Below are 23,012 nucleotides of genomic sequence, written 5' to 3' on the forward strand. Positions count from 1 at the left end.
TACCCTGTGCTCGTCATTCATGCGGCGTTCACCGATCGTCCCCCCGAAAGAAATCTTGCCTTCGTACCCTCTGGGAGGTCGTTCGTGCACATCGCTGCGACCAGGCCCCTACCGGAGGAACATTGTCCATGAAACGCACGTTGACCGTCACGCTGGCCGCTGCGGCCGCTCTTACTCTTGTTCTCTCCGCCTGCTCGAACTCCCCGGCCCCCACTGCCAACGGTGTGGATGCAGCGACGGCCACGAGCCTGACCGCATTCGGAGATCTTGCGGGCCTCGAAGCCGCAGCCAACGCCGAGGGAACCCTCAACGTGATTGCGCTGCCGCGCGACTGGGCCAACTACGGAGCCATCCTCGATCGCTTCGCCGAGAAGTACCCGGACATCACCATCACCGAGGCCTCACCCGACGGTTCCAGCGCCGAAGAGATTCAGGCCGCCAAGAACCTCAAGGGCCAGGATACCGCCCCCGATGTCTTCGACCTCGGTCTCGCCGTCGCGGTCTCCAGCACGGACTTCTTCGCGCCCTACCAGGTGGCCACGTGGTCGGATATTCCCGACGCGCTCAAGGAAGCCAGCGGACTCTACACGGGTGACTATGGCGGATACATGGCCGTCGGATACGACCCCGATGCCGTGCCCGCTCCCGAGACGCTCTCCGATCTGCTCGGCAGCGACTACAAGGGCAAGGTCGCTATGAACGGCGACCCGACACAGGCGGGCGCTGCCTTCGCCGCCGTGGGCCTCGCCAGCGTGCAGAGTGGTGGGTCGGTCGACGACTTCCAGTCCGGAATCGATTTCTTCTCGGAGCTGAACCAGGCGGGCAACTTTCTGAAGGTTGACCCAACCCCGGCCACGATCGCGTCGGGGGAAACCCCGGTCGTCTTCGACTGGGACTACCTCAACGTGAGCTACGGCACGCAGCTTGAGGGGCAGCGCAACTGGAAGGTTGTCGTGTTCCCCGGAACCGGGTACGCCGGCTACTACAACCAGGCCATCAACAAGGATGCCCCGCACCCCGCCGCGGCGCGTCTGTGGCAGGAATTCCTGTACAGCGATGAGGGCCAGAACCTGTGGCTCGCTGGAGGAGCTCGCCCGGCCCGTGCCGACGCCATGCAGGCCGCCGGAACCATCGACACGGCTTTGTTCGATGCCCTTCCCCAGACGCCGGACACCACGGTCGTGCCGACCGAGGCGCAGTCTGCTGCGGCTGCGACCCTGCTCGGTGAAAAGTGGGCGGCAGCTGTCCAGTAAGTTCCGTGGAACGGCAGCAGCCCTCGGGCTGCTGCCGTTCGCGGTTTATGTGCTGCTCTTCCTCGCCGTTCCCACACTGATCGCCGTCGGTACGGGGTTCTTTGACAGTGATGGGGCGTTCACGCTTTCCACGATCGCCGCGCTTGGTGACCCCGTGGTGCTTTCCACGTTCGCCAGTTCCTTCTGGCTCTCGGCTCTCACCGCCATCGTTGGGGCAGTCGTGGGCGCTATCGCGTGTTATGCCCTGCTTGGCCTGAGACCCGATGGACCGGTGCGCGTCATGGTCGACTCGCTCAGCGGAGTGCTGGCCCAGTTCGGCGGCGTCATGCTCGCCTTTGCCTTCGTCGCCACCATCGGTATCCAGGGAATGATCACCGTGTACCTTCAGGACACGTTTGGGATCGACCTGTTCGCGAACGGGGTATGGCTGTACGAAACGCCCGGCCTGATTCTGCCCTACATCTACTTTCAGGTTCCGCTCATGATCATCACCTTCATGCCGGCCCTCCAGTCCCTCAAACCCCAGTGGGCCGAAGCGAATGCCACGCTCGGCGGGGGAACGCGAAGCTACTGGCTGAACATCGCTTTTCCGGTACTGGCACCGTCTTTTCTGGGCAGCCTGCTGCTGCTCTTCGCCAACGCCTTCTCGTCCTACGCGACCGCCGCGGCGCTCGTGAGCCAGGGGTCACAAATCGTACCGCTGCAGATTCGGGCAGCGCTGACGAGCGAGACCCTGCTCGGCCGGACGAATCTGGCCGGCGCCCTCGCGCTCGGCATGATCGTGGTCATGGCCATTGTCATGAGCGGCTATTCGATGTTGCAGTCCCGAGCGGCGAGGTGGCAGCGATGAACGGCGGCCTGCGCATGACGGGCGGGGTCGCGCACGCGCCGTCGAGGGCCACCCGCATGGTGATTCTCGGAGTCATCGGTTTGGTCTTTGCCGTGCCGATTGTGGCCATGGTCGAGTTCACCCTGCGCAAGGGCCTCGAAGGCGGCTATGACGCGGCGCGGTGGATCGCCCTGTTCCAGAATGGGTTCACGGGCGTCTACAAAACCGTTTTCGTTGGACTGAGCAACTCGGTCACCCTCGCCGTCGGCACGGTCGCCCTCGTTCTTCTTCTTCTGGTTCCCACCATGCTGCTGGTCCACATTCGGTTTCCCCAATTTCGTCGCGTGCTGGAGCTGGTGTGCATTCTGCCGATCAGCATCCCGGCGATCGTGCTCGTTGTGGGCCTCGCCCCCGTGTACGCGGTCATCGCCCGCATGTTCGGCAGCGGGGTGTGGACGCTCGCATTTGCCTACGGAATCACCGTGCTGCCCTTCGCCTACCGGGCCATCCAATCGAATCTGGATGGAGTTGACGTGAAGACTCTCAGTGAGGCGGCCCGCACGCTCGGGGCCGGCTGGGGCACCGTGCTCCTGAGAGTGCTCGTACCCAACCTGCGGCGGGGTATCCTTGCCGGTGCCTTCATCGCTGTCGCGGTGGTTCTCGGCGAATTCACGATCGCATCACTCCTGAACCGCATCAACCTTCAGACCGCGCTCGTCGTCGTCAGTAAGACTGATCCCTATACGGCCGTGATCCTGTCCCTGCTCGCGCTCAGCTTCGCGTTCCTGCTCCTTCTGCTGATTGGCCGCCTTGGGGCCTCACCCCGCCGGTCACGAAGTCCCCGTTCCTCGAAAGGCACCTTATGACCACCGCACCCTCCGCCTCCCGCGCGAACCAGGCGACGGTGCCCGGCACGGTCGTGGACTTCGTTGGCGTGGTGAAAAACTATGCCGGCAACCGGGCGCTTGCCGGCTTCGATCTCACGCTGCACGCCGGTGAATTTGTGGCTTTGCTCGGCCCGAGTGGCTGCGGCAAGACCACGGCGCTACGCGTGCTGGCCGGCCTCGAATCCGTCGATGACGGCAGCATCACGATCAATGGTGAGAACGTGTCACTGCTGCCGACGAGTCGGCGGGACATGGGAATGGTCTTTCAGTCCTATTCGCTCTTCCCTCACCTGAACGCCGGCCAGAACGTGGAATTCGGTCTGCGTATGCGCGGCATCAAACCCGCCGAACGACGGGCCCGGGCGCAGGCGGCCCTTGAGCTCGTGGGGCTGCACGAGCACGCCGGGCGCTTCGCCCACGAGCTCTCGGGTGGCCAGCAGCAGCGGGTGGCGCTGGCGAGGGCGCTCGTGACGGAGCCCCGCGTTCTGCTGCTCGATGAGCCGCTGTCGGCCCTCGACGCGAAGGTGCGAGTGCAGCTGCGTGAGGAGATCCGGCGGATCCAGTTGACTCTGGGCATCACAACCCTGTTCGTGACGCACGACCAGGACGAGGCCCTCGCGGTGGCCGACCGGGTTGCGGTCATGCGTTCCGGAACGATCGAGCAGGTGGGCACCCCTGAGGAGCTGTACAGCCGACCGGCGAGCCCGTTCATTGCTGACTTCGTGGGCCTGAGCAATAAAGTGGCCGGCACGGTTCACCGCGGCTTTGCCGAGGTCTTCGGCATTCGGCTCCCGCTCCTCGACCCCGCGCACCCCGACGGACCCGTGACCGTCTCCCTGCGCCCTGAAGACGTGGAATTTGCAGAGGCTGGCCTGGCCGGCCGCGTCGTGAGTTCGAGTTTTCTCGGAGCGCTCCGGCGCACGAGTGTGCGTCTTGATGAGGGAACGACCGTGTTCCTGCAGCATGCCGCCCGCATACGGCCTGTTGCAGGGGAGCGGGTTCTCCTCAGGTTGACCGGGGCTCCCGTGTCGGTCGAGGCTCAGGCGCCGCAGGCGGTCCTAGAATAATTGGGTGACGGAATCTTTGGGCAAATCGGGCACGGGTAGGCGCCTGGTCACGCGCGTGCGCGCAGAGCAGGATGCTCCGCCCCAGCCGGTGCAGGGGGCGCCCCACAACGGTGTCGACGAAAACATCCCGCCGGGGGTGCGGCTGGCCGGGGCCTGGTCGTGGCGCCTGCTCGTGATAGCTGCCGCGATCGCGGTGCTGATCTTCCTGATCATTCAGCTTCGGCTCATCGTCATCCCGCTCCTCGTGGCGGTCCTCGTCTCGGCTCTTCTCGTGCCCGTCGTCGCCTTCCTGGTACGGCACCGCTGGCCGAAGGGTCTCGCCGTCGCCGTGGCAATGACCGGCACGCTCGTGATCGTCGCCGGGTTGATAACCCTGGCCACCACCCAGATCGCCGAGGGGACAAGCGGCCTCAGTGCCCGGCTCAGCGAGTCGTACAACAATCTCAAAGGCTTCCTGTCGGCGGCGCCGTTCAATCTCAGCGAGACCGACATCAATAGTTACGTGCAGCAGGGATGGACGGCCCTGCAGAACGATAGCCAGGTCTTCATCAGCGGTGCGCTCTCGGTGGGAACCACCGTCGGACATCTGCTCACCGGCCTGCTGCTCGCACTTTTCAGCCTCCTGTTCATTCTGATCGATGGCAAGACGATTTGGGCGTGGATCGTTCGCCTCTTCCCCAAGCGCGCGCAGGTGGCCGTGAACGGTGCGGGTATCGCCGGCTGGACCACCCTCGGCAACTTCGCGAAGGTGCAGATTCTGGTGGCGTCCATCGACGCCGTTGGCATCGGGCTCGGCGCTGCTCTTCTGGGCGTTCCCCTGGCCGTGCCGATCGGCATTCTGGTCTTCCTCGGATCATTCATCCCGATCATCGGCGCGGTCGCGACCGGGTTCGTGGCCGTGTTCATCGCCTTGATTTTTAACAGCTGGGTGACCGCTCTGCTCATGCTCGGCGTCGTGCTTCTCGTGCAACAGGTCGAGGGGCACGTCTTGCAGCCGCTCATCATGGGAACAGCGGTCAAGGTTCATCCACTCGGCGTCGTGCTTGTCGTTGCAGCGGGGGCACTTCTTGCCGGCATTCCGGGGGCTCTCTTCGCCGTGCCGATCGCCGCCGTGCTCAACGTCATGACGTCATACCTGTCCGGCGGAACGTGGCGCGGCGGTACGGAAGCATCCGCGACCACCGCGAGTTCCATGCTCTGGCGCACCGTACCCCGGCGGCCCGGATACCGCCAGCGTTCGATTCAGATCAACCACGGAAAGCACTGAAAATGACAGAACTGACCATTGCCGGACCGAGTCTGGCCGAGTTTGAGGCCGCACGACTGGTTGTGTCCCGAGTGGCCGATGTGACCCCGATGGAGAGCTCACGCTACCTCGCGGACCTGCTCGGCGCGCCCGTATACCTCAAGTGTGAAAACCTGCAACGCACCGGGTCGTACAAGATCCGTGGCGCCTACAACAGGCTCTCCAAGCTCACGGCGGAAGAGCGATCGCACGGTGTCGTCGCTGCCTCGGCCGGCAACCACGCCCAGGGCGTTGCCTTCGCGGCGCGACAGCTCGGCATCAAGGCGACAATCTTCATGCCTGTCGGGGTGGCCCTGCCCAAGCTGCAGGCGACGCGGGCGTACGGCGCCGACGTTGTCCTGCGCGGCCACACCGTGACGGAGCCGCTCCTCGCCGCGGCTGAATTCGCGCGCGAGACGGGTGCCATTCTGATTCCGCCGTTTGACCACTCGGATGTCGTTGCCGGGCAGGGCACACTGGGACTCGAAATTCTTGATCAGGTTCCCGACCTGGAGACCGTGGTGATTCCCATCGGTGGTGGCGGTCTCATCTCCGGTGTTGCAAGCGCCCTGAAACTGACTGCTGCCCGCGACGGCCGTCGCATTCGGGTCATCGGTGTCCAGGCGGAGAACGCGGCCGCTTACCCGCCGTCTCTTGCGGCGGGCGAGCCCGTCGTGATCACCATCCTGCCGACGATCGCCGATGGTATCGCCGTGGCCAAGCCGGGCATTCTCAACTTCGAGATCATTCGCGATGTCGTCGACGAGGTCGTGACCGTGAGCGAGGACGACACCGCTCGGGCGCTGCTCGTGCTGCTGGAGCGCGCCAAACTTGTGGTTGAGCCCGCTGGAGCCGTCGCCGTGGCGGCCATTCTGGCCGGCAAGGTCACGTCCACCGGCCCGACCGTCGCCATTTTGTCCGGCGGCAACATCGACCCGCTCCTCATGCAGCGGGTCATCAGTCACGGGCTCGCGGCATCCGGGCGATACCTTACGCTTCGCATCATGCTCCCCGATCGCCCCGGTCAACTTGCGCGGGTTTCGGAATTGCTGGCGCAGGTGCACGCGAACGTCATCGAGGTGCTCCACACGCGCCACGGGGTGGGTCTGCAGCTCAGTGAGGTCGAGCTCGACGTGAGCGTGGAGACCCGCGGACCTGAGCACCGGGAACAGGTCGTCGAAGTTCTGCGCGAGGCGGGTTTTTCCCCGCAGATCGACTGACCATACGGGTACAGATGACACGTTCAATCAAAGAAAGCGGCCGTTCGAATCTGATCAGATTCGAACGGCCGCTTTTTCGTGCGTGGTTCCGGTGTTAGCCGTTGAAGGTTTCGACGTTGAAAATTTCAACGGCGATCTCCTTGCCGCTCGGGGTCGTGTAATTCGTCTTCCCGCCGACCGTGAGGCCCAGGATGGCAGCGCCGAGGGGGCTCTGCTCGCTGAACACGTCGAGATCGCTACTGCCGCCAATTTCGCGACTGCCGATGAGGAAACGGCTCGACTCGCCGGCAATGGTGGCCGTGATGACGGTTCCGGGAACAACAACGCCCGTGCTTTCGGGAGCATGTCCAACTTCGGCGTGGCGGAGCAGCACGGTGAGGGTGCGAATTCGCGCCTCCATCTTGCCCTGCTCCTCCTTCGCGGCGTGGTAGCCGGCGTTCTCCTTGAGATCGCCCTCTTCCCGCGCGGATTCGATCTTCTTCGCGATGTCGTCGCGCCCGACGGTGCTGAGGTCAGCCAGTTCCGTAGCCAGACGGTCGTGTGCTTCCTGAGTTAGCCAGGTGACCGTTGTGTCGGTAGTCACGGTTCATCTCCTTCATTGAGCTCGGCTGCACGTCGTCCAACCTTGAGTTGTGAGGTGCGCAGATGTAGTCGTCGCCCCAACTCAGTCAGGGCGAATATCCCATTTTAGGTCAGCCAACACTTGTAAATCAAACCCGTGTTGCTCAGGTCGGTTGTGCGCAGGACCTGCGTGAAGGAGCGCGTGTACAGCGGGGAGGGTGCCAGGTCGATGACCTTCCAACCCACCACCGTGAACGATTCATTGAGGGCCTGCACGGCGCAGCTCGCCGGGGAGTTGACCGGCATGGACACCTCAAACGTGACGCTCACGCTGTGGTCATCGATGATGGTATGGCGGGTATCGCGGGCTTCGATCTTCTCGGCGGCACCGTCGAGCCCGGTCCAGGCGACCCAGGCGGCGAGAACGACGGCGAAGACTGCGCCGAGTCCCCAGAGCAGTCTCTTGTCACGGGTGCGTGTGGCACGGGTTCGGCCATACCGATTCTCCAGGACGGAACTCTCTGGCTGCGCCGTGGCTGACGTTGCCGATTTAACGGACACTGGCGATTTCACACTCCCGGATCAACGATTAGGCTAGAACCTAAGGTTATCCGGCATTCCTGAGGAGTATGGTGACGCTACGACTTTTGGCAGTGCACGCGCATCCCGACGACGAGTCGAGCAAGGGCGCCGCAACGTACGCCCATTACACGAGCCTGGGCGCCGAAGTGCTCGTCGTGAGCTGCACCGGCGGTGAGCGCGGAAGCATCCTGAACTCGGCACTGGCCGACAGCGCCATGGCCGAACGCGACCTGCCCGGACTCCGTCGTCTGGAAATGCGCCAGGCGCAGCAACACCTGGGCGTGCAACACCGCTGGCTGGGCTTCGAGGACTCCGGTATGAACGACGATGGCTCTGTGCCAGCCAGCTCATTCGCCGGCATTCCAATCGAGTATGAAACCGAACCGCTCGTGAACATCATCCGGGAATTCCGGCCGCAGGTCCTCGTCACCTACGACGAAAAGGGCGGTTACCCGCACCCGGATCACATTCGTTGCCACGAGGTGTCGCTTGCCGCGTACCGAGCAGCCGCCGATCCTGACAGGTTCCCGGATTCGGGTGAGCCGTGGCAAATCGACAAGCTCTACTACGACCGCATTTTCAACCTTGAGCGCGTCGACGCGATGTACCTGAAACTCAGCGTTGCCGAACCGGACTCTCCGCTGCTCGAGCCGCTCGGTGCGGCACGGGAGTGGATGAAGGACTATCCCAAGCTGGCGACAACCCACGTACCGGTCGGGGAGTTCCTGGAAGCCAGGGATGCCGCCTTGCTGTCGCATGCGAGCCAGGTGTCACCGGAGAGCAGCTTCTTCTTCTGGCCCAACGACCTGGTTCGCAAGGCCTGGCCCTTTGAAGACTTCCAGCTCATTGAATCGAAAGTGGAAACCGTTATGCCTGAATCCGACCTCTTCGCCGGCGTGGAGATCACGACGTGAACCCTGTAGCGCTCCATTTGAGTTTTCTGCTCACAACCCACGCACCTATCGAGGTCGACCCCAACACGGTGACCCCCGGCGTCGTGGGCTTTTTCGCGATCGCACTCGTGGCCGTTGCCACTGTGCTGCTCGGCACCGACATGGTGCGCCGCATCCGTCGAACCACGTACCGGGAAGAGATCAGGGCGCGCCTTGCCGCCGAGGTGGCGGAGCGGGACGCGAACAAGCCCGAATAGCGGCCTCCCGCTAGGGGTACAGCGGGTGCGTGGCGATGACGGTGATGGCCGCGAAGTGGCACAGGAACGCCACAACCGTGAGCGTGTGAAAGATCTCGTGGAAGCCGAAGACACCCGGAATCGGGTTGGGCTTCTTGAGGGCGTAGATGACGGCCCCCACCGTGTAGCAGAGGCCTCCGACAAGGATGAGCGTCATCATGACGGCGTTGGCCGCGAAGAAGTCCGCGATGAAGATCAGTGCGCCGTAGCCCAGGAGCAGGTACAGCGGAACGTACAGCCAGCGCGGCGCATGGATCCAGAACACGCGGAAGGCGATACCCAGGATCGCACCGCTCCACACGATCGTGAGCAGGAGAGTGGATTTCTCAGGAGGCAGCGCCAAAACCGTGATCGGAGTGTACGAGCCGGCGATGAGGAGAAAAATGTTCGCGTGATCAATGCGTTTGAGAACGATCCGGGTGAGCGGCTTCCAATTGAAGCGGTGGTACAGCGCCGAATTGCCGAAGAGCAGCATGGAGCTGAGCACGAAAACGGCGGAACTCCACATGGCGGCGGGGCCCTCGGCGACAACCAGCAGAACGATGCCGGCAACAATTGTCACGGGGAACGTGCCGGCATGAATCCACCCCCGCCAGGTGGGTTTGACGTCTTCCGGATGAGCATCCGCAGCGTCGATGAGCGGCAGATTAGGGATGTCGTGCTCGAGTGCCATGCTGCCAGACTACGACAGGCTCCCCGGTCATTGCCGCGAATCCGCTCGGATAGGACTAGCGTGATTGTGTGCAGAAACGCCAGCCTCCCTCGTTCCGTGGACTTCTTTATCGGTTGTACCAACGTCGACTCCGGCGCGGGCTGACCCCTGACCTTATGCCTCGGCACGTTGCCATGATCATTGACGGGAACCGCCGCTGGGCGAGGCAGCTCGGGTTTGACTCGGCCGCCCATGGTCACCGCGCCGGCGCGGCGAAAATGCGCGAATTCCTCGAGTGGTGCGATGACCTCGGTATCTCCGTCGTCACCCTCTATCTGCTGTCGTCCGACAACCTCACACAGCGGCCGAGCGAGGAACTTGCCGACCTGATCGAGATCATCGCCGACCTCGCTGAGGAACTTTCCCACTACCGCGACTGGCGTGTTCAGCAGGTTGGGTCCCAGATGGGGCTGCCGGAGCCGCTCACGGCCGCCCTCAACGCCGCGCAGGCCCGTACCGCGGGCAAGAAGGGACTGCACATCAACCTCGCCGTCGGGTATGGGGGGCGCACCGAGATCACTGACGCGATGCGCAGCATTGTCGAGACGCACCACGCCCATGGCGGTACCCTCGAGGACCTCGCAGAGACGCTCACGCCTGAGCTGATCGGTCGGCACCTGTACACGTGCGGCCAGCCGGACCCCGACCTGGTGATTCGAACCTCGGGCGAACAGCGTCTGAGTGACTTCATGCTCTGGCAGAGCGCGCACAGCGAGTTCTATTTCGTGGAGGCCCTCGGACCTGACCTGCGCCAGGTCGATTTTCTGCGGGCGCTGCGTGACTTCGCGCGGCGTCACCGTCGTTTCGGCAGCTGATCGAGCTCGCTTCCGTAGCCGGCCCATTTCGGCGGGCCCTGATCGAAAGGTGCGCGCATGACCGCTCTCACTCGCTTCACTGATGGTTTCACCGAAGAGCCCGGATACCTGGACTATGCGCGCGTCGGCCCCGTCTCCGCCGTAGTCGCCGCAGAGATGCTGGGGCAGACCGAGGTGCTCGCCCGAGCCCGGTACGGAAGTCTCGACCATTTTTTTGACCAGGACAGGCTTGCTCGCGAAGCTGTTGCCCGCACGATTGGGTTTCGACCCGACCAGATAGCCCTGCAACCCCACACGACGTCGGGGCTCATGCACGCCATGTTCGGCCTCACCGGCGGTGTGCTGCTGTCACCTCGTGATTACCCCAGTTCTCCCTTCGCCGCGGTGCGTGCCGCCGAGGCGCTGCACGTGGTGTCCCCGGTCTGGCTCGAGACCCAGGGCAACCGGGTGACTCCCGGTATCATCAAGGCCCAGCTCACCCCCGCCATTGTCGCCGTATCCGTCTCACTCGTGGACTCACGTACCGGGCACCTTGTTGACCTCGAAGGCATCCGCCAGGTGATTGGTGACCGGTTGCTGTTCGTCGATGCCATCCAGGGTTTCGGCGTGGTCGACGCGCCGTTCGGACTGGCGGATGTTGTCGCCTCCGGCGGTCAGAAATGGACCAGGGCCGGGTGGGGGACCGGCTTTCTCGCGATGAGCGATCGTGCGGTTGATTCGTTGATGCCGGTGTTCTCCGGCTATGTGGGAACGGATGCGGAAGTTCCCTTTGACGACGTCACCCCGCCGAGTCGGGGGGCCCGGGCTTTTCGGGTGGGAAACGGTGACCCGATCGCCGAGGCGCGTTTCGCGGCTGCGCTCACGGAGATTGAGCCCGTCGGCGTGGCCGGCATCGGTGCCGCCGTTACCGAAAACGTGACGCAGGTCATCGACCTCGCCGATGAATTCGCCATTCCCGTTGTCTCCCCTCGTGACGAACGCGAACGGGCGGGCATCGTGGTTCTCGAGCCGCCGACCGAGCAACTGACCATGCTGCAGGCCAGTCTGAGCAACCACGGCGTGACCGTGACAGCGGGGGGCGGAACCATCCGACTCAGCGTGCATGCGGCCCTCCACATCGATACCCTGGACATGCTGCGCGGCGCGTTCACGTCGTATTCAACCGCCGCCACGTACTGATAATTCGTATGACCGGGCTGCCCAATATGTGAACGTATCATTGCGAATTGGCGTGGCGTATTCCCTTTCTGGTCGAAGAGCCGTACGGTCAGGTTCATCAGGTCTAAGGCCTGAACGAGACGGCCACCTGCACGGCTCGATTAATGCTCGTGGCCGCTCGCCAAGTTAAGATCGCGTCCTGGTACGCGCACGGTGGGAGTGGTCATGATCGCTAATCGAACCGAGTTCCAGTCTTCTGACCGAGTGGCAAACGCAGCCGAGCAATCCGAGCGCACGTACGTGCTGGATACCTCGGTTCTGCTCAGTGATCCGAAGGCGATCTTCCGTTTTGCCGAGCACGCCGTCGTGCTTCCCGTAGTTGTCATCTCCGAGCTTGAAGCCAAGCGCAATGATCCAGAGATCGGGTACTTCGCCAGGCAGGCCCTGCGCAATCTCGATGACCTGCGGCTGAAGCATGAACGGCTGGATTTTCCGATTCCGGTCGGAGAGGGCGGCACTCTTCGTGTTGAACTGAACCACTCGAACATGTCGATTCTTCCCTCCGGCCTGCAACTGGGTGACAACGACTCCCGCATCCTTGCCGTCGCCCTCAACCTTGCCAAGGAGGGTGTTTCCGTCACCGTGGTGTCCAAGGACCTGCCCCTGCGGGTCAAGGCCGCCTCGCTCGGCCTCGCCGCGGACGAATATCGTCACGAACTTGCGGTGGATTCCGGCTGGACCGGCATGGACGAAATCACGCTCGGTTCGAACCAGATCAGTGAACTGTATGAGAAAGAGTCGCTTCAGACTCGACTCGTGCAGGACATGCCGATCAACACAGGCCTGGTCATCCACTCGGATCGTGGCTCCGCGCTCGGACGGGTCATCGGCGGGGGCGAGCTGAAGCTCGTGCGCGGGGACCGCGAACTGTTCGGCCTGCATGGCCGTTCGGCCGAGCAACGCCTTGCCATCGACCTGCTCCTCGACCCGGAGATCGGAATTCTCTCGCTCGGCGGCCGCGCCGGCACGGGTAAGAGCGCCCTCGCCCTCTGTGCCGGACTGGAGGCCGTGCTGGAGCGGCAGCAGTACCGCAAGATCATGGTCTTCCGGCCGCTGTACGCGGTGGGCGGGCAGGAACTCGGGTTTCTGCCCGGTGACCAGAGCGAGAAGATGGGGCCCTGGGGCCAGGCCGTCTTCGATACCCTCGGAGCGCTCGTGTCAGAAAACGTTTTGGAAGAGGTGATGGAGCGGGGAATCCTCGAGGTGCTTCCGCTCACCCACATCCGTGGGCGCTCGCTGCATGACGCCTTCGTGATCGTCGACGAGGCTCAGTCTCTCGAGCGCAACGTACTGCTCACCGTACTGAGTCGCATCGGGCAGAATTCCCGCGTCGTTCTCACCCACGACGTTGCCCAGCGGGACAACCTGCGCGTGGGGCGTTTCGACGGCGTGGCATCAGTGATCGAGACGCTCAAGGGGCATCCGTTGTTCGCGCATATGACGCTGACGCGCTCGGAGCGCAGCGCCATCGCGGCGTTGGTGACCGAGATGCTTGAAGCCAACGAGGCGAAGTAACGCCGAATGCACTGTGCCGAGCCGCCCTCCAGGAGGGCGCCTCGGCACAGTTGTGAGACGGGTGTTACTTGGCCTGCGGTGGGCGGGTCATGCTGAGCACATCGAGGGCGCTGTCGAGCTGCTCGAGGGTGACCTCGCCGCGCTCGACGAAGCCCAGGGCGATGACGCTCTCGCGAACCGTGAGGCCGTCGGCGACGGCCTTTTTGGCGACCTTCGCGGCAGCCTCGTAGCCGATGACCCGGTTGAGCGGGGTCACGATCGAGGGGGACTTCTCAGCGAGGGCACGAGCGTGCTCGAGGTTGGCTTCGAGGCCATCGACCGTCTTGTCGGCCAGGACGCGCGTGGCGTTCGTGAGCAGGCGGATCGACTCGAGGAGAGCGGTGCCCATGACCGGGATCGCCACGTTGAGTTCGAACGAGCCGGACGCGCCGGACCAGGCGATCGTGGCGTCGTTGCCGATGACCCGCGAGCAGACCATGAGCACGGCCTCGGGGATGACCGGGTTGACCTTGCCCGGCATGATCGAGGAGCCGGGCTGGAGGTCGGGGATGCTGAGCTCGCCGAAGCCCGTGTTGGGGCCCGAGCCCATCCAACGCACGTCGTTGCAGATCTTGGTGAGGCTCACGGCGATGGTACGCAGGGCACCGGATGCGTCGACGAGGCCATCCCGGTTCGCCTGCGCTTCGAAGTGGTCGCATGCCTCCGTGATCGGAAGCTCGGTTTCGGTGACGAGGAGCTCGATGACCAGCTGCGGGAAACCGGCCGGGGTGTTGATGCCGGTGCCCACGGCGGTGCCACCGAGAGGAACCTCGGCGACGCGCGGGAGCGCGGTGCGAATGCGTTCGATGCCGAGGCGAACCTGGCGGGCATAGCCGCCGAACTCCTGGCCGAGCGTGACCGGGGTGGCGTCCATGAGGTGCGTACGGCCGGCCTTGACCGCGCCCTTCCACAGTTCAGCCTTGGCCTCGAGGGACACGGCGAGGTGATCGAGGGAGGGAATGAGCTCGTCGATGAGGGCGCTCGTGACCGCGATGTGCACGGAGGTGGGGAACACGTCGTTGGACGACTGGCTCGCGTTGACGTGGTCGTTCGGGTGAACGGGGCGGCCCAGGTTACGTGTCGCGAGGGTCGCAAGGACCTCGTTCATGTTCATATTCGATGACGTGCCGCTGCCGGTCTGGTAGACGTCGACAGGGAATTCGCTGTCGTAAACGCCGGTGGCGACCTCATCGGCCGCTGCGGCGATCGCGTCGGCGATGTCCTGGTCGAGAACACCGAGCTGGGCGTTGGCGAGGGCTGCGGACTTCTTGATTCGAGCGAGAGCCGCGATCTGCGCGGATTCGAGCGTCGAGCCGGAGATCGGGAAGTTCTCGACGGCACGCTGGGTCTGCGCGCCATAGAGCGCGTTCTGCGGAACGCGCACCTCGCCCATCGTGTCGTGTTCGATCCGGTAGTCGGCGTTTGCGGAGGTGTCCACCACTGTATGCATTACCTTTCGGTGCTGATTGAGTTTGGTGCTGTGCGCTTCGGTGCGCATGTCTTGGCGTCGGCCGTCGTGATCGACCTGGTCGATCAGATGACGCCGACGATGATGTGCGGGTCGGCATTGCCGACGAGCAGTCGGTAGTTTGCGCCGACGATAGCCAATGTACCTTCTGCAATGGCCGCGCTGATCACTTCCGAGCGCTCAAGCATCTCTGCGACCGTGTCGCGGAGGTGTTCCCGACCCACGACTCCGGCATCGATGCTCGCGGGATCGACGAACCCGGTAGCGGCGGGCGCGGCGACGCGGCGCACGGCCGGCACGATCTTCTCGATGATGCTGTGAATATGCGCTGGCAGCAGCGGGGCGTCCTCGGTCTGCGAATCGATCGCAGCGCTGACGGCTCCGCACTGGTCATGGCCGAGGACCACGATGAGGGGCACATTCAGGACCGCCACCGCGTATTCGAGCGAGCCGAGCACGGAATCGGAAATGATCTGGCCGGCGTTGCGCACGACAAACAGGTCGCCGAGTCCCTGGTCGAAGATGATCTCGGCCGCGAGCCGGGAATCGCTGCATCCGAACAGCGCCGCGTGCGGCGTCTGCCGCATCGACAGTTCGGCACGCCGATCGACGTCCTGACGGTGCCTGGGGTTTCCGGCCACGAAGCGTTCGTTTCCGTCGCGCATTTCTGCCCAGGCCGCGGGGGGTGTCAATCGATCCGGCATCGGCTCACTAATCTCACTCACTGATTGTTGGCGATGGAGGCGGCCAGGACGCGGGCCAAAACCTCGAACTCCGTCTCGGGGGCGGTGCCGATCAGCAGGTACGTGCTGGATCCCGCCGTGGTCACGAGGGCCTCGTCGAAATTACCGCGATCGGCCGTTGGAGCGGGGTTGCGGTACATGTCCCACGTGATGCCGTCGATCTGCACCGAATCGACGGGAGCCTGGGACAGCAGCTGCTGCGCGAGCCAGGTGGGGTTGGCGTCGATGGCCTGGCTGAATCCGATGAACTGCTTCTCGGGGGTGACGAGGCCGAGGTACCAGGACGAAACCGCGTCGGCCGTGCGCCATTCGGCGGCGTTGGTCGACCACCCCTCGGGGAGGACGGGAACGGCAAGCGGCTCGTCGACGCTCGGCTGCAGCTGCGTGGCCACCGCCGCGAAATCCACGGAGCGGTCCACCGGGTTGTCGTTTCGGGGCACGAGCATCACGATCAGGAGTACAGCGGCGACGGTGACGATGAGAGACAACACGAGGTTGTTGACCGTCTTCTGTGCCCGGTACTTGCGCGAGTTCTCCGCCTTGCGGTCAGCGGTCTCCTGCGGGGTCTCCGGGCGTCCGAGCTCGGCGACCACACGGGGTGCACGGCCGGGTTTGCTCACTTGATACCGTCACTCTGGCCGCCGTCGGCAGCTCCGAGCTGGCCGGCGCGGGCAGCGTCCAGGCGAGCCTTCGCACCGATCAGCCAGGCCTCGCACCGCTGCGCGAGCGCTTCGCCGCGCTCCCAGAGCGCGAGGGACTCTTCGAGGGTGTTCGACCCCTGCTCAAGCTGGTTGACGACGCGAATGAGTTCGTCGCGGGCCTGCTCATAGCTGAGTTCCTGGAAGCTGGTTTCTTGCGCCGGCTGGGTCATGGAATCCATTCTATTTCGTCGGTGCTGTGCTGGTGGACGTCTCGGCGCCGGTGGAGGTGGCCGTCAGGGTGCCCCTCGCCACGGTGATGCGCAGATTGAGACCGCTCGGTGCCTCGGCCGGCGCCTGCAGCACCGCGCCCCCGGGGACCTGCACGATCGCGTACCCGCGATCGAGGGTGCCCTGTGGGGAGAGTGCCCGCAGCCGGGAGCGCAGGTCAACAACGGCGGCCCCCGCCCGCTCCACAATGCGCTCCGCGAGCTCGGTGCCACGGGCCACGTAGCGGGTGAGGTCTTCCGACCGGGAACCGATGATCCACGCGGAGTCCGAGAGGACCGGGCGCGACCGCAGCTGTGACACGCGATCGATTTCCTGCGCGAGGATGCCGGTGAGCCGGGTGCTGAGGCGCGCGCGCGCCTGCTGAACGCGATTGAACTCATCCGTGACGTCGGGAACCACGCGCTTGGCGGCATCCGTTGGAGTGGAGGCGCGCATGTCGGCGACCTCGTCGAGAAGGGGACGGTCGGCTTCGTGACCGATGGCGCTCACGAGCGGGGTTGTGCACGCGGCCGCGGCGCGCACGACGCCCTCGTCGCTGAAGGCGAGCAGGTTCTGAAAGTCGCCACCGCCGCGGGCGACGATGATGACGTCGACTTCCGGGTCGGCGTCCAGGCGCGCGATGGCGGCCGCGACCTCCGCGGCCGCCCGGTCACCCTGCACGATGGCATGCGCCACGTGGAACGTGACGGCTGGCCAACGCAGCTGAGCGTTCCGGATGACGTCTTTCTCCGCGTCGGAATCCTTGCCGGTGACGAGGCCGATACAGTGCGGGAGGAAGGGCAGCGGCTTCTTGCGTGCGGCATCGAAGAGGCCCTCGCTCGCGAGTTGTTTGCGGAGTCGCTCGAGCCGTTCGAGCAGGTCGCCGAGGCCCACATGTCGGAGTTCGAACACCTGCATGGTGAGTGTGCCGCCCTTGACCCAATAGCTGGGCTTCACGAGGGCGACGACGCGGTCTCCCTGCTTGAAGTCGCCGGTGAGGCGCGAGCGCACCGACGACCAGATAGTGAAACTCACCGTGGCCTCGTCCGAGAGGTCTTTGAGCTTGCCGTAGACGTTGCCGCCGCTCGCACCCCACTGCGTGACCTCGCCCTCGACCCACACGGTGCCGAGGCGCTCGATGTAGCCGCGAATCTTGTTCGACAGCAGCGCGACCGGCCACGGGGCGTCGACGGTGGCGGGAGCGGTGCCGCCGGCCGCGACCGTTTGCGGTTGTGTCGTGCCTGGGTTGGTCGTCGTGCCCGGATTAGTCAATGCGGCTTCCTCCCACGGGGTGTCCAGTCGTCGCACGTAGACTGGTCGGGTGACCATCAGTACAGAGCAGCCCGTAATCGGCCTCGGCATGCCTCGGATTCCGAGCGCGCGCAACAGGCTCAAGGATACCCCCGTCGTCGGACACAAGCGGGTGCTGCTCGCCGCCCCGCGCGGTTACTGCGCCGGTGTCGACCGAGCCGTGATCGCCGTCGAGAAGGCACTTGAGCATTACGGCGCACCCGTGTATGTGCGCAAACAGATCGTGCACAACATTCACGTTGTCTCCGAGCTGGAGAACAAGGGCGCCATCTTCGTCGACGAGGTCGACGAGGTTCCCACCGGTGCTCATATCGTGTTCAGCGCGCACGGCGTGTCCCCGGCGGTTGTGAATGCCGCGGCCGCCAGAGGCCTGCAGGCCATCGATGCCACATGCCCGCTCGTCACCAAGGTGCACCGCGAGGCCGTGCGTTTCGCTCGCGACGATTTTCAGATCTTGCTCATCGGCCATGAGGGTCATGAAGAGGTTGAGGGCACCGCCGGTGAGGCCCCAGAGCACACGACGCTGGTCGGCAGTCCCGATGAAGCCGACACCGTTGAGGTGCATGACCCCGACAGGGTCGTCTGGCTCTCGCAGACCACCCTGAGCGTCGACGAAACCATGGAGACCGTGCGGCGACTGCGCGCGCGGTTCCCGAACCTGCAGGACCCCCCGAGCGACGACATCTGCTACGCCACGCAGAACCGCCAGGTCGCCATCAAGAAGGTCGCAACCGACTCCGACCTCGTCATCGTTGTGGGCTCCGCCAACTCGTCCAACTCCGTTCGTCTTGTGGAGGTGGCGCTGGAGTACGGTGCCAAGGCCGCCTATCGCGTGGATTTCGCGAGCGAGGTCAAACAGGAGTGGCTCGACGGCGTGTGCACCGTGGGCGTCACGAGCGGGGCATCCGTTCCGGAGGAACTGGTGGAAGAGCTGCTCGAGGCGCTGAGCGACGCCGGGTACACCGACGTGGAGCCGGTGAAGACGGCCCAGGAAGACCTGATCTTCTCTCTGCCGAAGGAACTGCGCAAAGACCTGTCGGGGCAAATGGATGCCCGTGCCATCGGTGGTCGGGCCGAACCCACTGAATAGGCCCCGGCCCCGCGCGCGTCGCGTGGAGCCCGGGCCGCGACGTGGGGGCGGCATAAAAAACGAGCCCGCCCGACCCCGAAACTCGGGTCGGACGGACTCGACTGGTGGTGCTTAGAGCCACTTCTCCGCGAGGTGCTCCGCGATCACGCGGCGGGCCGTGCCCGAACGCGAGCGCAAGACGATGCTCTCGGTGCGGATCATCGGGCCCTTGCGACGAACGCCGTCGACCAGGCCGCCATCGGTGACACCGGTGGCGACAAAGAACGTGTTGTTGCCGCTGACCATGTCATCAAGCTCCAACAGCTTGTCAACGTCGAGGCCGGCCGCGACACCGCGGGCGCGCTCCTCGTCGTCCGCGGGCGCCAGACGTCCCTGCATGTAGCCGCCGAGCGCCTTCAGGGCGCACGCCGTGGTGATTCCCTCTGGGCTGCCGCCGATGCCCACGCACATGTCGATGCGGGTCTCGTAGCGGGCCGCGTTGATTCCACCGGCGACATCGCCGTCGAGCATGAGCCGGGTTCCGGCTCCCGCGGTGCGAATCGCGTCGATGAGTCCGGCGTGACGAGGACGGTCGAGCACGGCAACGGTGATCTCGCCGACGGGCTTCTTGAGTGCCAGTGCGAGGTCGCGCAGGTTGTCGCCAATGGACTGGTCGAGGCTGACGACGCCTCGTCCGGCGCCACCGGTGACGATCTTGTCCATGTAGAAGATCGATGAGGCATCGAGCATGGTGCCACGGTCGGAAACCGCGATCACCGAGACGGCGTTCTGGCGGCCGGCAGCCGTGAGGCTCGTGCCGTCGATCGGGTCGACGGCAATGTCGCAGGCCGGGCCGCGGCCGTTGCCGACGCGTTCACCGTTGAAAAGCATGGGGGCTTCGTCTTTTTCGCCCTCACCGATCACGATGAGTCCGTCAAAGTTGACGGTGCCGAGAAAAACGCGCATGGCGTCGACGGCGGCCTTGTCGGCGGCGTTCTTATCGCCGCGGCCGATAAATGGCACCGCACGGATGGCTGCGGCTTCAGTTGCTCGCACGAGTTCCATGGCGAGGTTGCGGTCGGGGTGCTGATACAGGGTGGCGGTCTCAGTGCTGTTCACGGAAGGTCCTCCCGGACGTTGTTCGACATCGGTGGTGGCGGATGCACGGTGGATCGTGCAAAGAGTCCGCCCGCTGAGCTTATCGCGCCGCGGTCGTAGCTAGACTTGCCCCGAAACCCGCACACTTTCGAGGAGATGTTATGCCCATCGCAACCCCCGACCAGTACGAAGAGATGCTGGACAAAGCCAAGACCAAGGGATTCGCCTACCCGGCGTTCAATGTGTCTTCGTCGCAAACCATCAACGCAGTCCTTCAGGGCCTCACCGAAGCAGGCTCTGACGGCATCATCCAGGTCACCACTGGTGGCGCTGATTACTTCGCCGGCCACACGGCAAAGAACCGTGCATCGGGCGCCCTCGCCTTCGCACGCTTTGCTCACGAGGTCGCTGACAACTACCCGATCACCGTGGCGCTGCACACGGACCACTGCCCCAAGGGCGCCCTCGACGACTTCGTCATGCCGCTCATCGTGGCCTCCGAGGCCGAGGTGAAGGCCGGCGGCAACCCGATCTTCCAGTCGCACATGTGGGACGGTTCCGCCATCGCGCTCGACGACAACCTTGAGATCGCGACGGGCATGCTCAAGCGTATGCGCGGCATCAACGCCATTCTCGAAGTTGAGATCGGTGCTGTTGGCGGCGAAGAAGACGGTGTCAGCCACGACATCAACGAGAACCTGTACACGACCCTTGACGATGCCGTCAAGATGGTTGAGGCCCTCGGCTTCGGCGAACAGGGCCGCTACATGGCAGCCCTCACGTTCGGCAACGTGCACGGCGTGTACAAGCCGGGTAACGTCAAGCTGCGCCCGGAGCTGCTCCGCCAGATTCAGGACGGACTCGCCGCCAAGTACGGTCGCGATGCACTGCCCCTCGACCTCGTCTTCCACGGCGGTTCGGGTTCAACGGATGCCGAAATCGCCGAGGCCGTCGCGAACGGTGTCGTCAAGATGAACATTGATACCGATACGCAGTATGCCTTCACCCGCTCGATCGCCGACTACATGCTGAAGAACTACGACAGCGTCGTCAAGGTCGACGGCGAAGTGGGCAACAAAAAGGTCTACGATCCCCGGGCCTGGGGCAAGGTTGCTGAGTCGGCCATGGCCGCCCGAGTGGCGAAGTCGACCCAGCAGCTGGGTTCGGCGGGTCACTCGAACAGCTAGCCTTAAAGCACCACGTATTCAGTTACCTTCCGTCAGGGAAGGGGCAGGAAGGTTTCCCGTGCCTAGCGACAACACTTCGGACGACGACACCCGCGACCGGCGGCCCAAGCCCCAGTACGGGGAACTCGCTCCGGAGGGCTGGGTCTGGGAACCGCCGACAGACCCGTCCGTGAGCGAGGTGCCCCCCGTGGGTGCCCCGCTCGCCGGTCCGCCGCCGGCGGAGGCACCCACACAGCAGGGCGCGTCCACCGGCGTGGCGGCTCGCCAGGGGCAGGCCCCGTTGTGGGACCGTCCGGTGACGCTCGGGCTGCTGGTGCTCGGGTTGTTCGGAACGTTCCTGTCGATCTCGATCTTGAATTCGTTGCCGCAGGCGATCCAGATGGCGTACACCCAGGAGGGACTCGGCACCTACTCCGCCGCCGACAACGTCGACAGCATTCTGCTGGGCGGCGTCATCGCGCAGGTAATCCTGTGGGCGGTGACGGCCACAGGATCCATCCTGTTGCTGGTTCGCTCTCGCCGAGCGTTCTACGTTCCGCTCATCGGCGGCATCCTGTCGCTCGTGCTGATCTTCGTGTTCATGGGCGCCGTGCTCGCGGGCGACGCGACGCTGCTGGACTCCATCGCCGGCACGCGCTAGCCCAGCGGGGCCCGGCGTCGAAGAGCGCCGGTCGCGTGCGGTCAGGCCTGAACGTCGGAGGGTGCCTCGAAGGCGGTGCCGTCGACGTCTGCGGTCTCGAGCTCGGCCACGAATTCGTAGGCGGCGAGCTCGCGCGGTGACTCTTCGATGGCCATGAGTGGCGCGAGCACCTTGGACTCGTCGAGGGCGTTGAGTTTGCGCGCGGTGGGTAGTACCTGGCGCTCCATCGAACCGACGAAGCCGTTGTAGTCCTTGACCGTGCGTTCGATCGACCGTCCCAGCTTCTCGATATGAGCTGCGGTCGTCGCGAGCCGGGAGTAGAGCTCCCGGCTGAGGTCGAAGAGCACCTTGGCGTCCTGGGTGAGCACGTCCTGTTGCCAGCTGAACGCCACGGTCTTGAGCACTGACCAGAGCGTCACGGGGGAGGACAGGGCCACCCGCTTGCTGAAAGCGAATTCCATAATCGAGGGGTCAGCCTCAAGCGCCGATGAGACCAGTGATTCGCTCGGGATGAACGCGATCACCATTTCGGGCGAGGCATCGAGACCCCGCCAGTAGGCCTTGCTCCCGAGCGTCGTGATGTGATCGCGCACGGCCTTCACGTGCGCCTTCATGTGCACCTCGCGCTGCGCGCCCTCCACGCCGGTGGCCGCCCGGGAGATCTGGCTCGCTTCGAGGAAGGCGGTGAAGGGCACCTTGGCATCGACGGCGATGTTTTTGCCGCCTGGCAGGTGAATGACCATGTCGGGCCGCCCCGCACCGGCGTCTGAAGTGATGCTCGATTGCAGGTCAAAGTCCACCCGTTCGATCAGGCCCGCAGCCTCGACGACGCTGCGCAGCTGGGTCTCGCCCCACACCCCGCGTGTGCTGTTGGACCGCAACGCCGAGGCCAGGGTTTCCGCCGTGCTGCGCAGGCGTTCTTCTGATTCGGTGGCCGAGCGCAGCTGCTGGCTGAGTTCACCGTGCTGCAGGCTGCGCTGCGCCTCTAGCTCGGCGACCTTGTGCTGCATGTCCTGCAGGCTGGCCTTCACCGGGGCGAGCGCCTGCAGCACCTTGCTCTCCTCACGTTCGTGTTCCGTGCGGGTGGCGTCGTCCAGGTGCTGGCGCTCGATGAGTTCACGATACTGCTGCCTGGCCTCCGTGATCTGGGTTCTCAGTCCGTCTGCGGTGGCGTTCTGTGAGGCCAGTTCTTCGCGAAGCACCGCTTGCACTTCGGTTTCACGGGAGCGCGCCTCGGCGAGAGCAACCTGGTGGCGCGCCTCGATCACCTCGGGCGCATCGACGAGAGTGTCGGCACCTGTGGCCCGGGTGCGGCGGCGCTGCATGATGACAGCAGCAGCGAGGGCGCCGAGGGCCACGCCCACGAGGAGGCCAACAATGAGACTCAGCACGATTTCCATGATCAAAGTCTGCCAG

Annotated in this window: 24 protein-coding genes; 14 read left to right on the forward strand and 10 right to left on the reverse strand. The window is 64.6% G+C overall.

The window, feature by feature from the left end:
• Positions 1 to 128 precede the first annotated feature (128 nt).
• From EDD25_RS12565 to ilvA, 6 genes are read left to right on the forward strand one after another with little or no spacing between them, the layout of a single operon-like run.
• On the forward strand, positions 129 to 1,253 hold the full coding sequence (locus tag EDD25_RS12565) for an ABC transporter substrate-binding protein (protein ID WP_134173583.1): 1,125 nt from the start codon (positions 129 to 131) through the stop codon (positions 1,251 to 1,253).
• Positions 1,225 to 2,103 (forward strand): ABC transporter permease, encoded by an 879-nt coding sequence (locus EDD25_RS12570; protein WP_241986555.1) that lies wholly within the window; start codon positions 1,225 to 1,227, stop codon positions 2,101 to 2,103. The genes EDD25_RS12565 and EDD25_RS12570 overlap by 29 nt, the downstream gene beginning before the upstream one ends.
• Positions 2,100 to 2,948 carry an ABC transporter permease gene (locus EDD25_RS12575; protein ID WP_134173585.1) on the forward strand — a complete coding sequence of 283 codons (849 nt, stop codon included), beginning with the start codon at positions 2,100 to 2,102 and terminating at the stop codon, positions 2,946 to 2,948. The genes EDD25_RS12570 and EDD25_RS12575 overlap by 4 nt, the downstream gene beginning before the upstream one ends.
• Positions 2,945 to 4,036, forward strand: a complete 1,092-nt coding sequence (locus EDD25_RS12580; RefSeq protein ID WP_134173587.1) for an ABC transporter ATP-binding protein — start codon at positions 2,945 to 2,947, stop codon at positions 4,034 to 4,036. The genes EDD25_RS12575 and EDD25_RS12580 overlap by 4 nt, the downstream gene beginning before the upstream one ends.
• 4 nt (positions 4,037 to 4,040) lie before the next feature.
• The gene (locus EDD25_RS12585) at positions 4,041 to 5,303 is read left to right on the forward strand and encodes an AI-2E family transporter (RefSeq protein WP_241986554.1); all 1,263 of its coding nucleotides are present in this window, start codon (positions 4,041 to 4,043) and stop codon (positions 5,301 to 5,303) included.
• Between the two features lie 2 nt (positions 5,304 to 5,305).
• The gene (gene ilvA / locus EDD25_RS12590) at positions 5,306 to 6,541 is read left to right on the forward strand and encodes a threonine ammonia-lyase (protein ID WP_134173588.1); all 1,236 of its coding nucleotides are present in this window, start codon (positions 5,306 to 5,308) and stop codon (positions 6,539 to 6,541) included.
• Between the two features lie 94 nt (positions 6,542 to 6,635).
• Here the strand turns inward: ilvA and greA are convergent, their stop codons facing one another.
• Both greA and EDD25_RS12600 read right to left on the reverse strand, forming a co-directional pair.
• Positions 6,636 to 7,124 (reverse strand): transcription elongation factor GreA, encoded by a 489-nt coding sequence (greA, locus tag EDD25_RS12595; protein ID WP_134173590.1) that lies wholly within the window; start codon positions 7,122 to 7,124, stop codon positions 6,636 to 6,638.
• 104 nt (positions 7,125 to 7,228) lie between these two features.
• Entirely contained in the window at positions 7,229 to 7,663 is a 435-nt protein-coding gene (locus EDD25_RS12600) for a DUF4307 domain-containing protein (protein WP_166671294.1), read from the reverse strand.
• Positions 7,664 to 7,731: 68 nt separating this feature from the next.
• Between EDD25_RS12600 and mca the strand changes: the two genes are divergently transcribed.
• Both mca and EDD25_RS12610 read left to right on the forward strand, forming a co-directional pair.
• Positions 7,732 to 8,598 carry a mycothiol conjugate amidase Mca gene (gene mca, locus EDD25_RS12605; protein WP_175183020.1) on the forward strand — a complete coding sequence of 289 codons (867 nt, stop codon included), beginning with the start codon at positions 7,732 to 7,734 and terminating at the stop codon, positions 8,596 to 8,598.
• Complete coding sequence (locus tag EDD25_RS12610) at positions 8,595 to 8,834, forward strand: hypothetical protein (protein WP_134173594.1); 240 nt, start codon at positions 8,595 to 8,597, stop codon at positions 8,832 to 8,834. The genes mca and EDD25_RS12610 overlap by 4 nt, the downstream gene beginning before the upstream one ends.
• 10 nt (positions 8,835 to 8,844) lie before the next feature.
• On the opposite strand, the gene trhA is transcribed toward EDD25_RS12610, so the two are convergent.
• The gene (trhA, locus tag EDD25_RS12615; RefSeq protein WP_134173596.1) at positions 8,845 to 9,546 is read right to left on the reverse strand and encodes a PAQR family membrane homeostasis protein TrhA; all 702 of its coding nucleotides are present in this window, start codon (positions 9,544 to 9,546) and stop codon (positions 8,845 to 8,847) included.
• A gap of 68 nt (positions 9,547 to 9,614) precedes the next feature.
• On the opposite strand from trhA, the gene EDD25_RS12620 reads away from it, so the two are divergent.
• From EDD25_RS12620 to EDD25_RS12630, 3 genes are all read left to right on the forward strand, one after another.
• A complete protein-coding gene (locus EDD25_RS12620) occupies positions 9,615 to 10,400 on the forward strand; it encodes an isoprenyl transferase (RefSeq protein ID WP_134173598.1) in 786 nt (261 codons plus the stop codon).
• A 57-nt stretch (positions 10,401 to 10,457) separates the two neighbouring features.
• Positions 10,458 to 11,579 carry an aminotransferase class V-fold PLP-dependent enzyme gene (locus EDD25_RS12625; protein WP_134173600.1) on the forward strand — a complete coding sequence of 374 codons (1,122 nt, stop codon included), beginning with the start codon at positions 10,458 to 10,460 and terminating at the stop codon, positions 11,577 to 11,579.
• A gap of 204 nt (positions 11,580 to 11,783) precedes the next feature.
• Complete coding sequence (locus EDD25_RS12630) at positions 11,784 to 13,133, forward strand: RNA 5'-3' helicase PhoH2 (protein ID WP_134173602.1); 1,350 nt, start codon at positions 11,784 to 11,786, stop codon at positions 13,131 to 13,133.
• Between the two features lie 64 nt (positions 13,134 to 13,197).
• Here EDD25_RS12630 and EDD25_RS12635 read toward each other — a convergent pair whose 3' ends face one another.
• The 5 genes from EDD25_RS12635 to xseA all read right to left on the reverse strand — a co-directional run bounded on the left by EDD25_RS12635 (position 13,198) and on the right by xseA (position 17,563).
• Entirely contained in the window at positions 13,198 to 14,622 is a 1,425-nt protein-coding gene (locus tag EDD25_RS12635; protein WP_134173604.1) for a class II fumarate hydratase, read from the reverse strand.
• A gap of 83 nt (positions 14,623 to 14,705) precedes the next feature.
• Positions 14,706 to 15,344 (reverse strand): carbonic anhydrase, encoded by a 639-nt coding sequence (locus EDD25_RS12640; RefSeq protein ID WP_134173606.1) that lies wholly within the window; start codon positions 15,342 to 15,344, stop codon positions 14,706 to 14,708.
• A 17-nt stretch (positions 15,345 to 15,361) separates the two neighbouring features.
• Positions 15,362 to 16,003 carry a DUF4245 domain-containing protein gene (locus EDD25_RS12645; protein WP_134173608.1) on the reverse strand — a complete coding sequence of 214 codons (642 nt, stop codon included), beginning with the start codon at positions 16,001 to 16,003 and terminating at the stop codon, positions 15,362 to 15,364.
• Positions 16,000 to 16,263: an exodeoxyribonuclease VII small subunit gene (locus EDD25_RS12650; RefSeq protein ID WP_134173610.1), complete on the reverse strand. Its 264-nt coding sequence runs from the start codon at positions 16,261 to 16,263 to the stop codon at positions 16,000 to 16,002. Before EDD25_RS12650 ends, EDD25_RS12645 begins: the two co-directional genes overlap by 4 nt.
• A gap of 1 nt (position 16,264) precedes the next feature.
• Positions 16,265 to 17,563: an exodeoxyribonuclease VII large subunit gene (gene xseA, locus EDD25_RS12655; RefSeq protein ID WP_424948547.1), complete on the reverse strand. Its 1,299-nt coding sequence runs from the start codon at positions 17,561 to 17,563 to the stop codon at positions 16,265 to 16,267.
• An 88-nt stretch (positions 17,564 to 17,651) separates the two neighbouring features.
• Between xseA and EDD25_RS12660 the strand changes: the two genes are divergently transcribed.
• Entirely contained in the window at positions 17,652 to 18,692 is a 1,041-nt protein-coding gene (locus EDD25_RS12660; protein WP_134175472.1) for a 4-hydroxy-3-methylbut-2-enyl diphosphate reductase, read from the forward strand.
• Positions 18,693 to 18,803: 111 nt separating this feature from the next.
• On the opposite strand, the gene glpX is transcribed toward EDD25_RS12660, so the two are convergent.
• Entirely contained in the window at positions 18,804 to 19,736 is a 933-nt protein-coding gene (glpX, locus tag EDD25_RS12665) for a class II fructose-bisphosphatase (RefSeq protein ID WP_134175474.1), read from the reverse strand.
• Between the two features lie 194 nt (positions 19,737 to 19,930).
• Here glpX and fbaA point away from each other — a divergent pair, with 194 nt between their 5' ends.
• Both fbaA and EDD25_RS12675 read left to right on the forward strand, forming a co-directional pair.
• On the forward strand, positions 19,931 to 20,956 hold the full coding sequence (fbaA, locus tag EDD25_RS12670; RefSeq protein WP_134173614.1) for a class II fructose-bisphosphate aldolase: 1,026 nt from the start codon (positions 19,931 to 19,933) through the stop codon (positions 20,954 to 20,956).
• 58 nt (positions 20,957 to 21,014) lie between these two features.
• The gene (locus EDD25_RS12675) at positions 21,015 to 21,596 is read left to right on the forward strand and encodes a DUF6264 family protein (protein ID WP_134173616.1); all 582 of its coding nucleotides are present in this window, start codon (positions 21,015 to 21,017) and stop codon (positions 21,594 to 21,596) included.
• 41 nt (positions 21,597 to 21,637) lie between these two features.
• Here the strand turns inward: EDD25_RS12675 and EDD25_RS12680 are convergent, their stop codons facing one another.
• A complete protein-coding gene (locus tag EDD25_RS12680; protein WP_134173618.1) occupies positions 21,638 to 22,996 on the reverse strand; it encodes a DNA recombination protein RmuC in 1,359 nt (452 codons plus the stop codon).
• Positions 22,997 to 23,012 lie beyond the last annotated feature (16 nt).

The organism is Cryobacterium psychrophilum, assembly GCF_004365915.1.
Classification (GTDB): domain Bacteria; phylum Actinomycetota; class Actinomycetes; order Actinomycetales; family Microbacteriaceae; genus Cryobacterium; species Cryobacterium psychrophilum.

Coding starts and splice junctions, on each gene's coding strand:
- EDD25_RS12565 (WP_134173583.1), top strand. CDS start 129: ATGAAACGCACGTTGACCGTCACGCTGGCCGCTGCGGCCGCTCTTACT.
- EDD25_RS12575 (WP_134173585.1), top strand. CDS start 2,100: ATGAACGGCGGCCTGCGCATGACGGGCGGGGTCGCGCACGCGCCGTCG.
- EDD25_RS12580 (WP_134173587.1), top strand. CDS start 2,945: ATGACCACCGCACCCTCCGCCTCCCGCGCGAACCAGGCGACGGTGCCC.
- ilvA (WP_134173588.1), top strand. CDS start 5,306: ATGACAGAACTGACCATTGCCGGACCGAGTCTGGCCGAGTTTGAGGCC.
- mca (WP_175183020.1), top strand. CDS start 7,732: ATGGTGACGCTACGACTTTTGGCAGTGCACGCGCATCCCGACGACGAG.
- trhA (WP_134173596.1), bottom strand. CDS start 9,546: ATGGCACTCGAGCACGACATCCCTAATCTGCCGCTCATCGACGCTGCG.
- EDD25_RS12625 (WP_134173600.1), top strand. CDS start 10,458: ATGACCGCTCTCACTCGCTTCACTGATGGTTTCACCGAAGAGCCCGGA.
- EDD25_RS12630 (WP_134173602.1), top strand. CDS start 11,784: ATGATCGCTAATCGAACCGAGTTCCAGTCTTCTGACCGAGTGGCAAAC.
- EDD25_RS12635 (WP_134173604.1), bottom strand. CDS start 14,622: ATGCATACAGTGGTGGACACCTCCGCAAACGCCGACTACCGGATCGAA.
- EDD25_RS12640 (WP_134173606.1), bottom strand. CDS start 15,344: ATGCCGGATCGATTGACACCCCCCGCGGCCTGGGCAGAAATGCGCGAC.
- EDD25_RS12650 (WP_134173610.1), bottom strand. CDS start 16,263: ATGGATTCCATGACCCAGCCGGCGCAAGAAACCAGCTTCCAGGAACTC.
- EDD25_RS12660 (WP_134175472.1), top strand. CDS start 17,652: ATGCCTCGGATTCCGAGCGCGCGCAACAGGCTCAAGGATACCCCCGTC.
- glpX (WP_134175474.1), bottom strand. CDS start 19,736: ATGGAACTCGTGCGAGCAACTGAAGCCGCAGCCATCCGTGCGGTGCCA.
- fbaA (WP_134173614.1), top strand. CDS start 19,931: ATGCCCATCGCAACCCCCGACCAGTACGAAGAGATGCTGGACAAAGCC.
- EDD25_RS12680 (WP_134173618.1), bottom strand. CDS start 22,996: ATGGAAATCGTGCTGAGTCTCATTGTTGGCCTCCTCGTGGGCGTGGCC.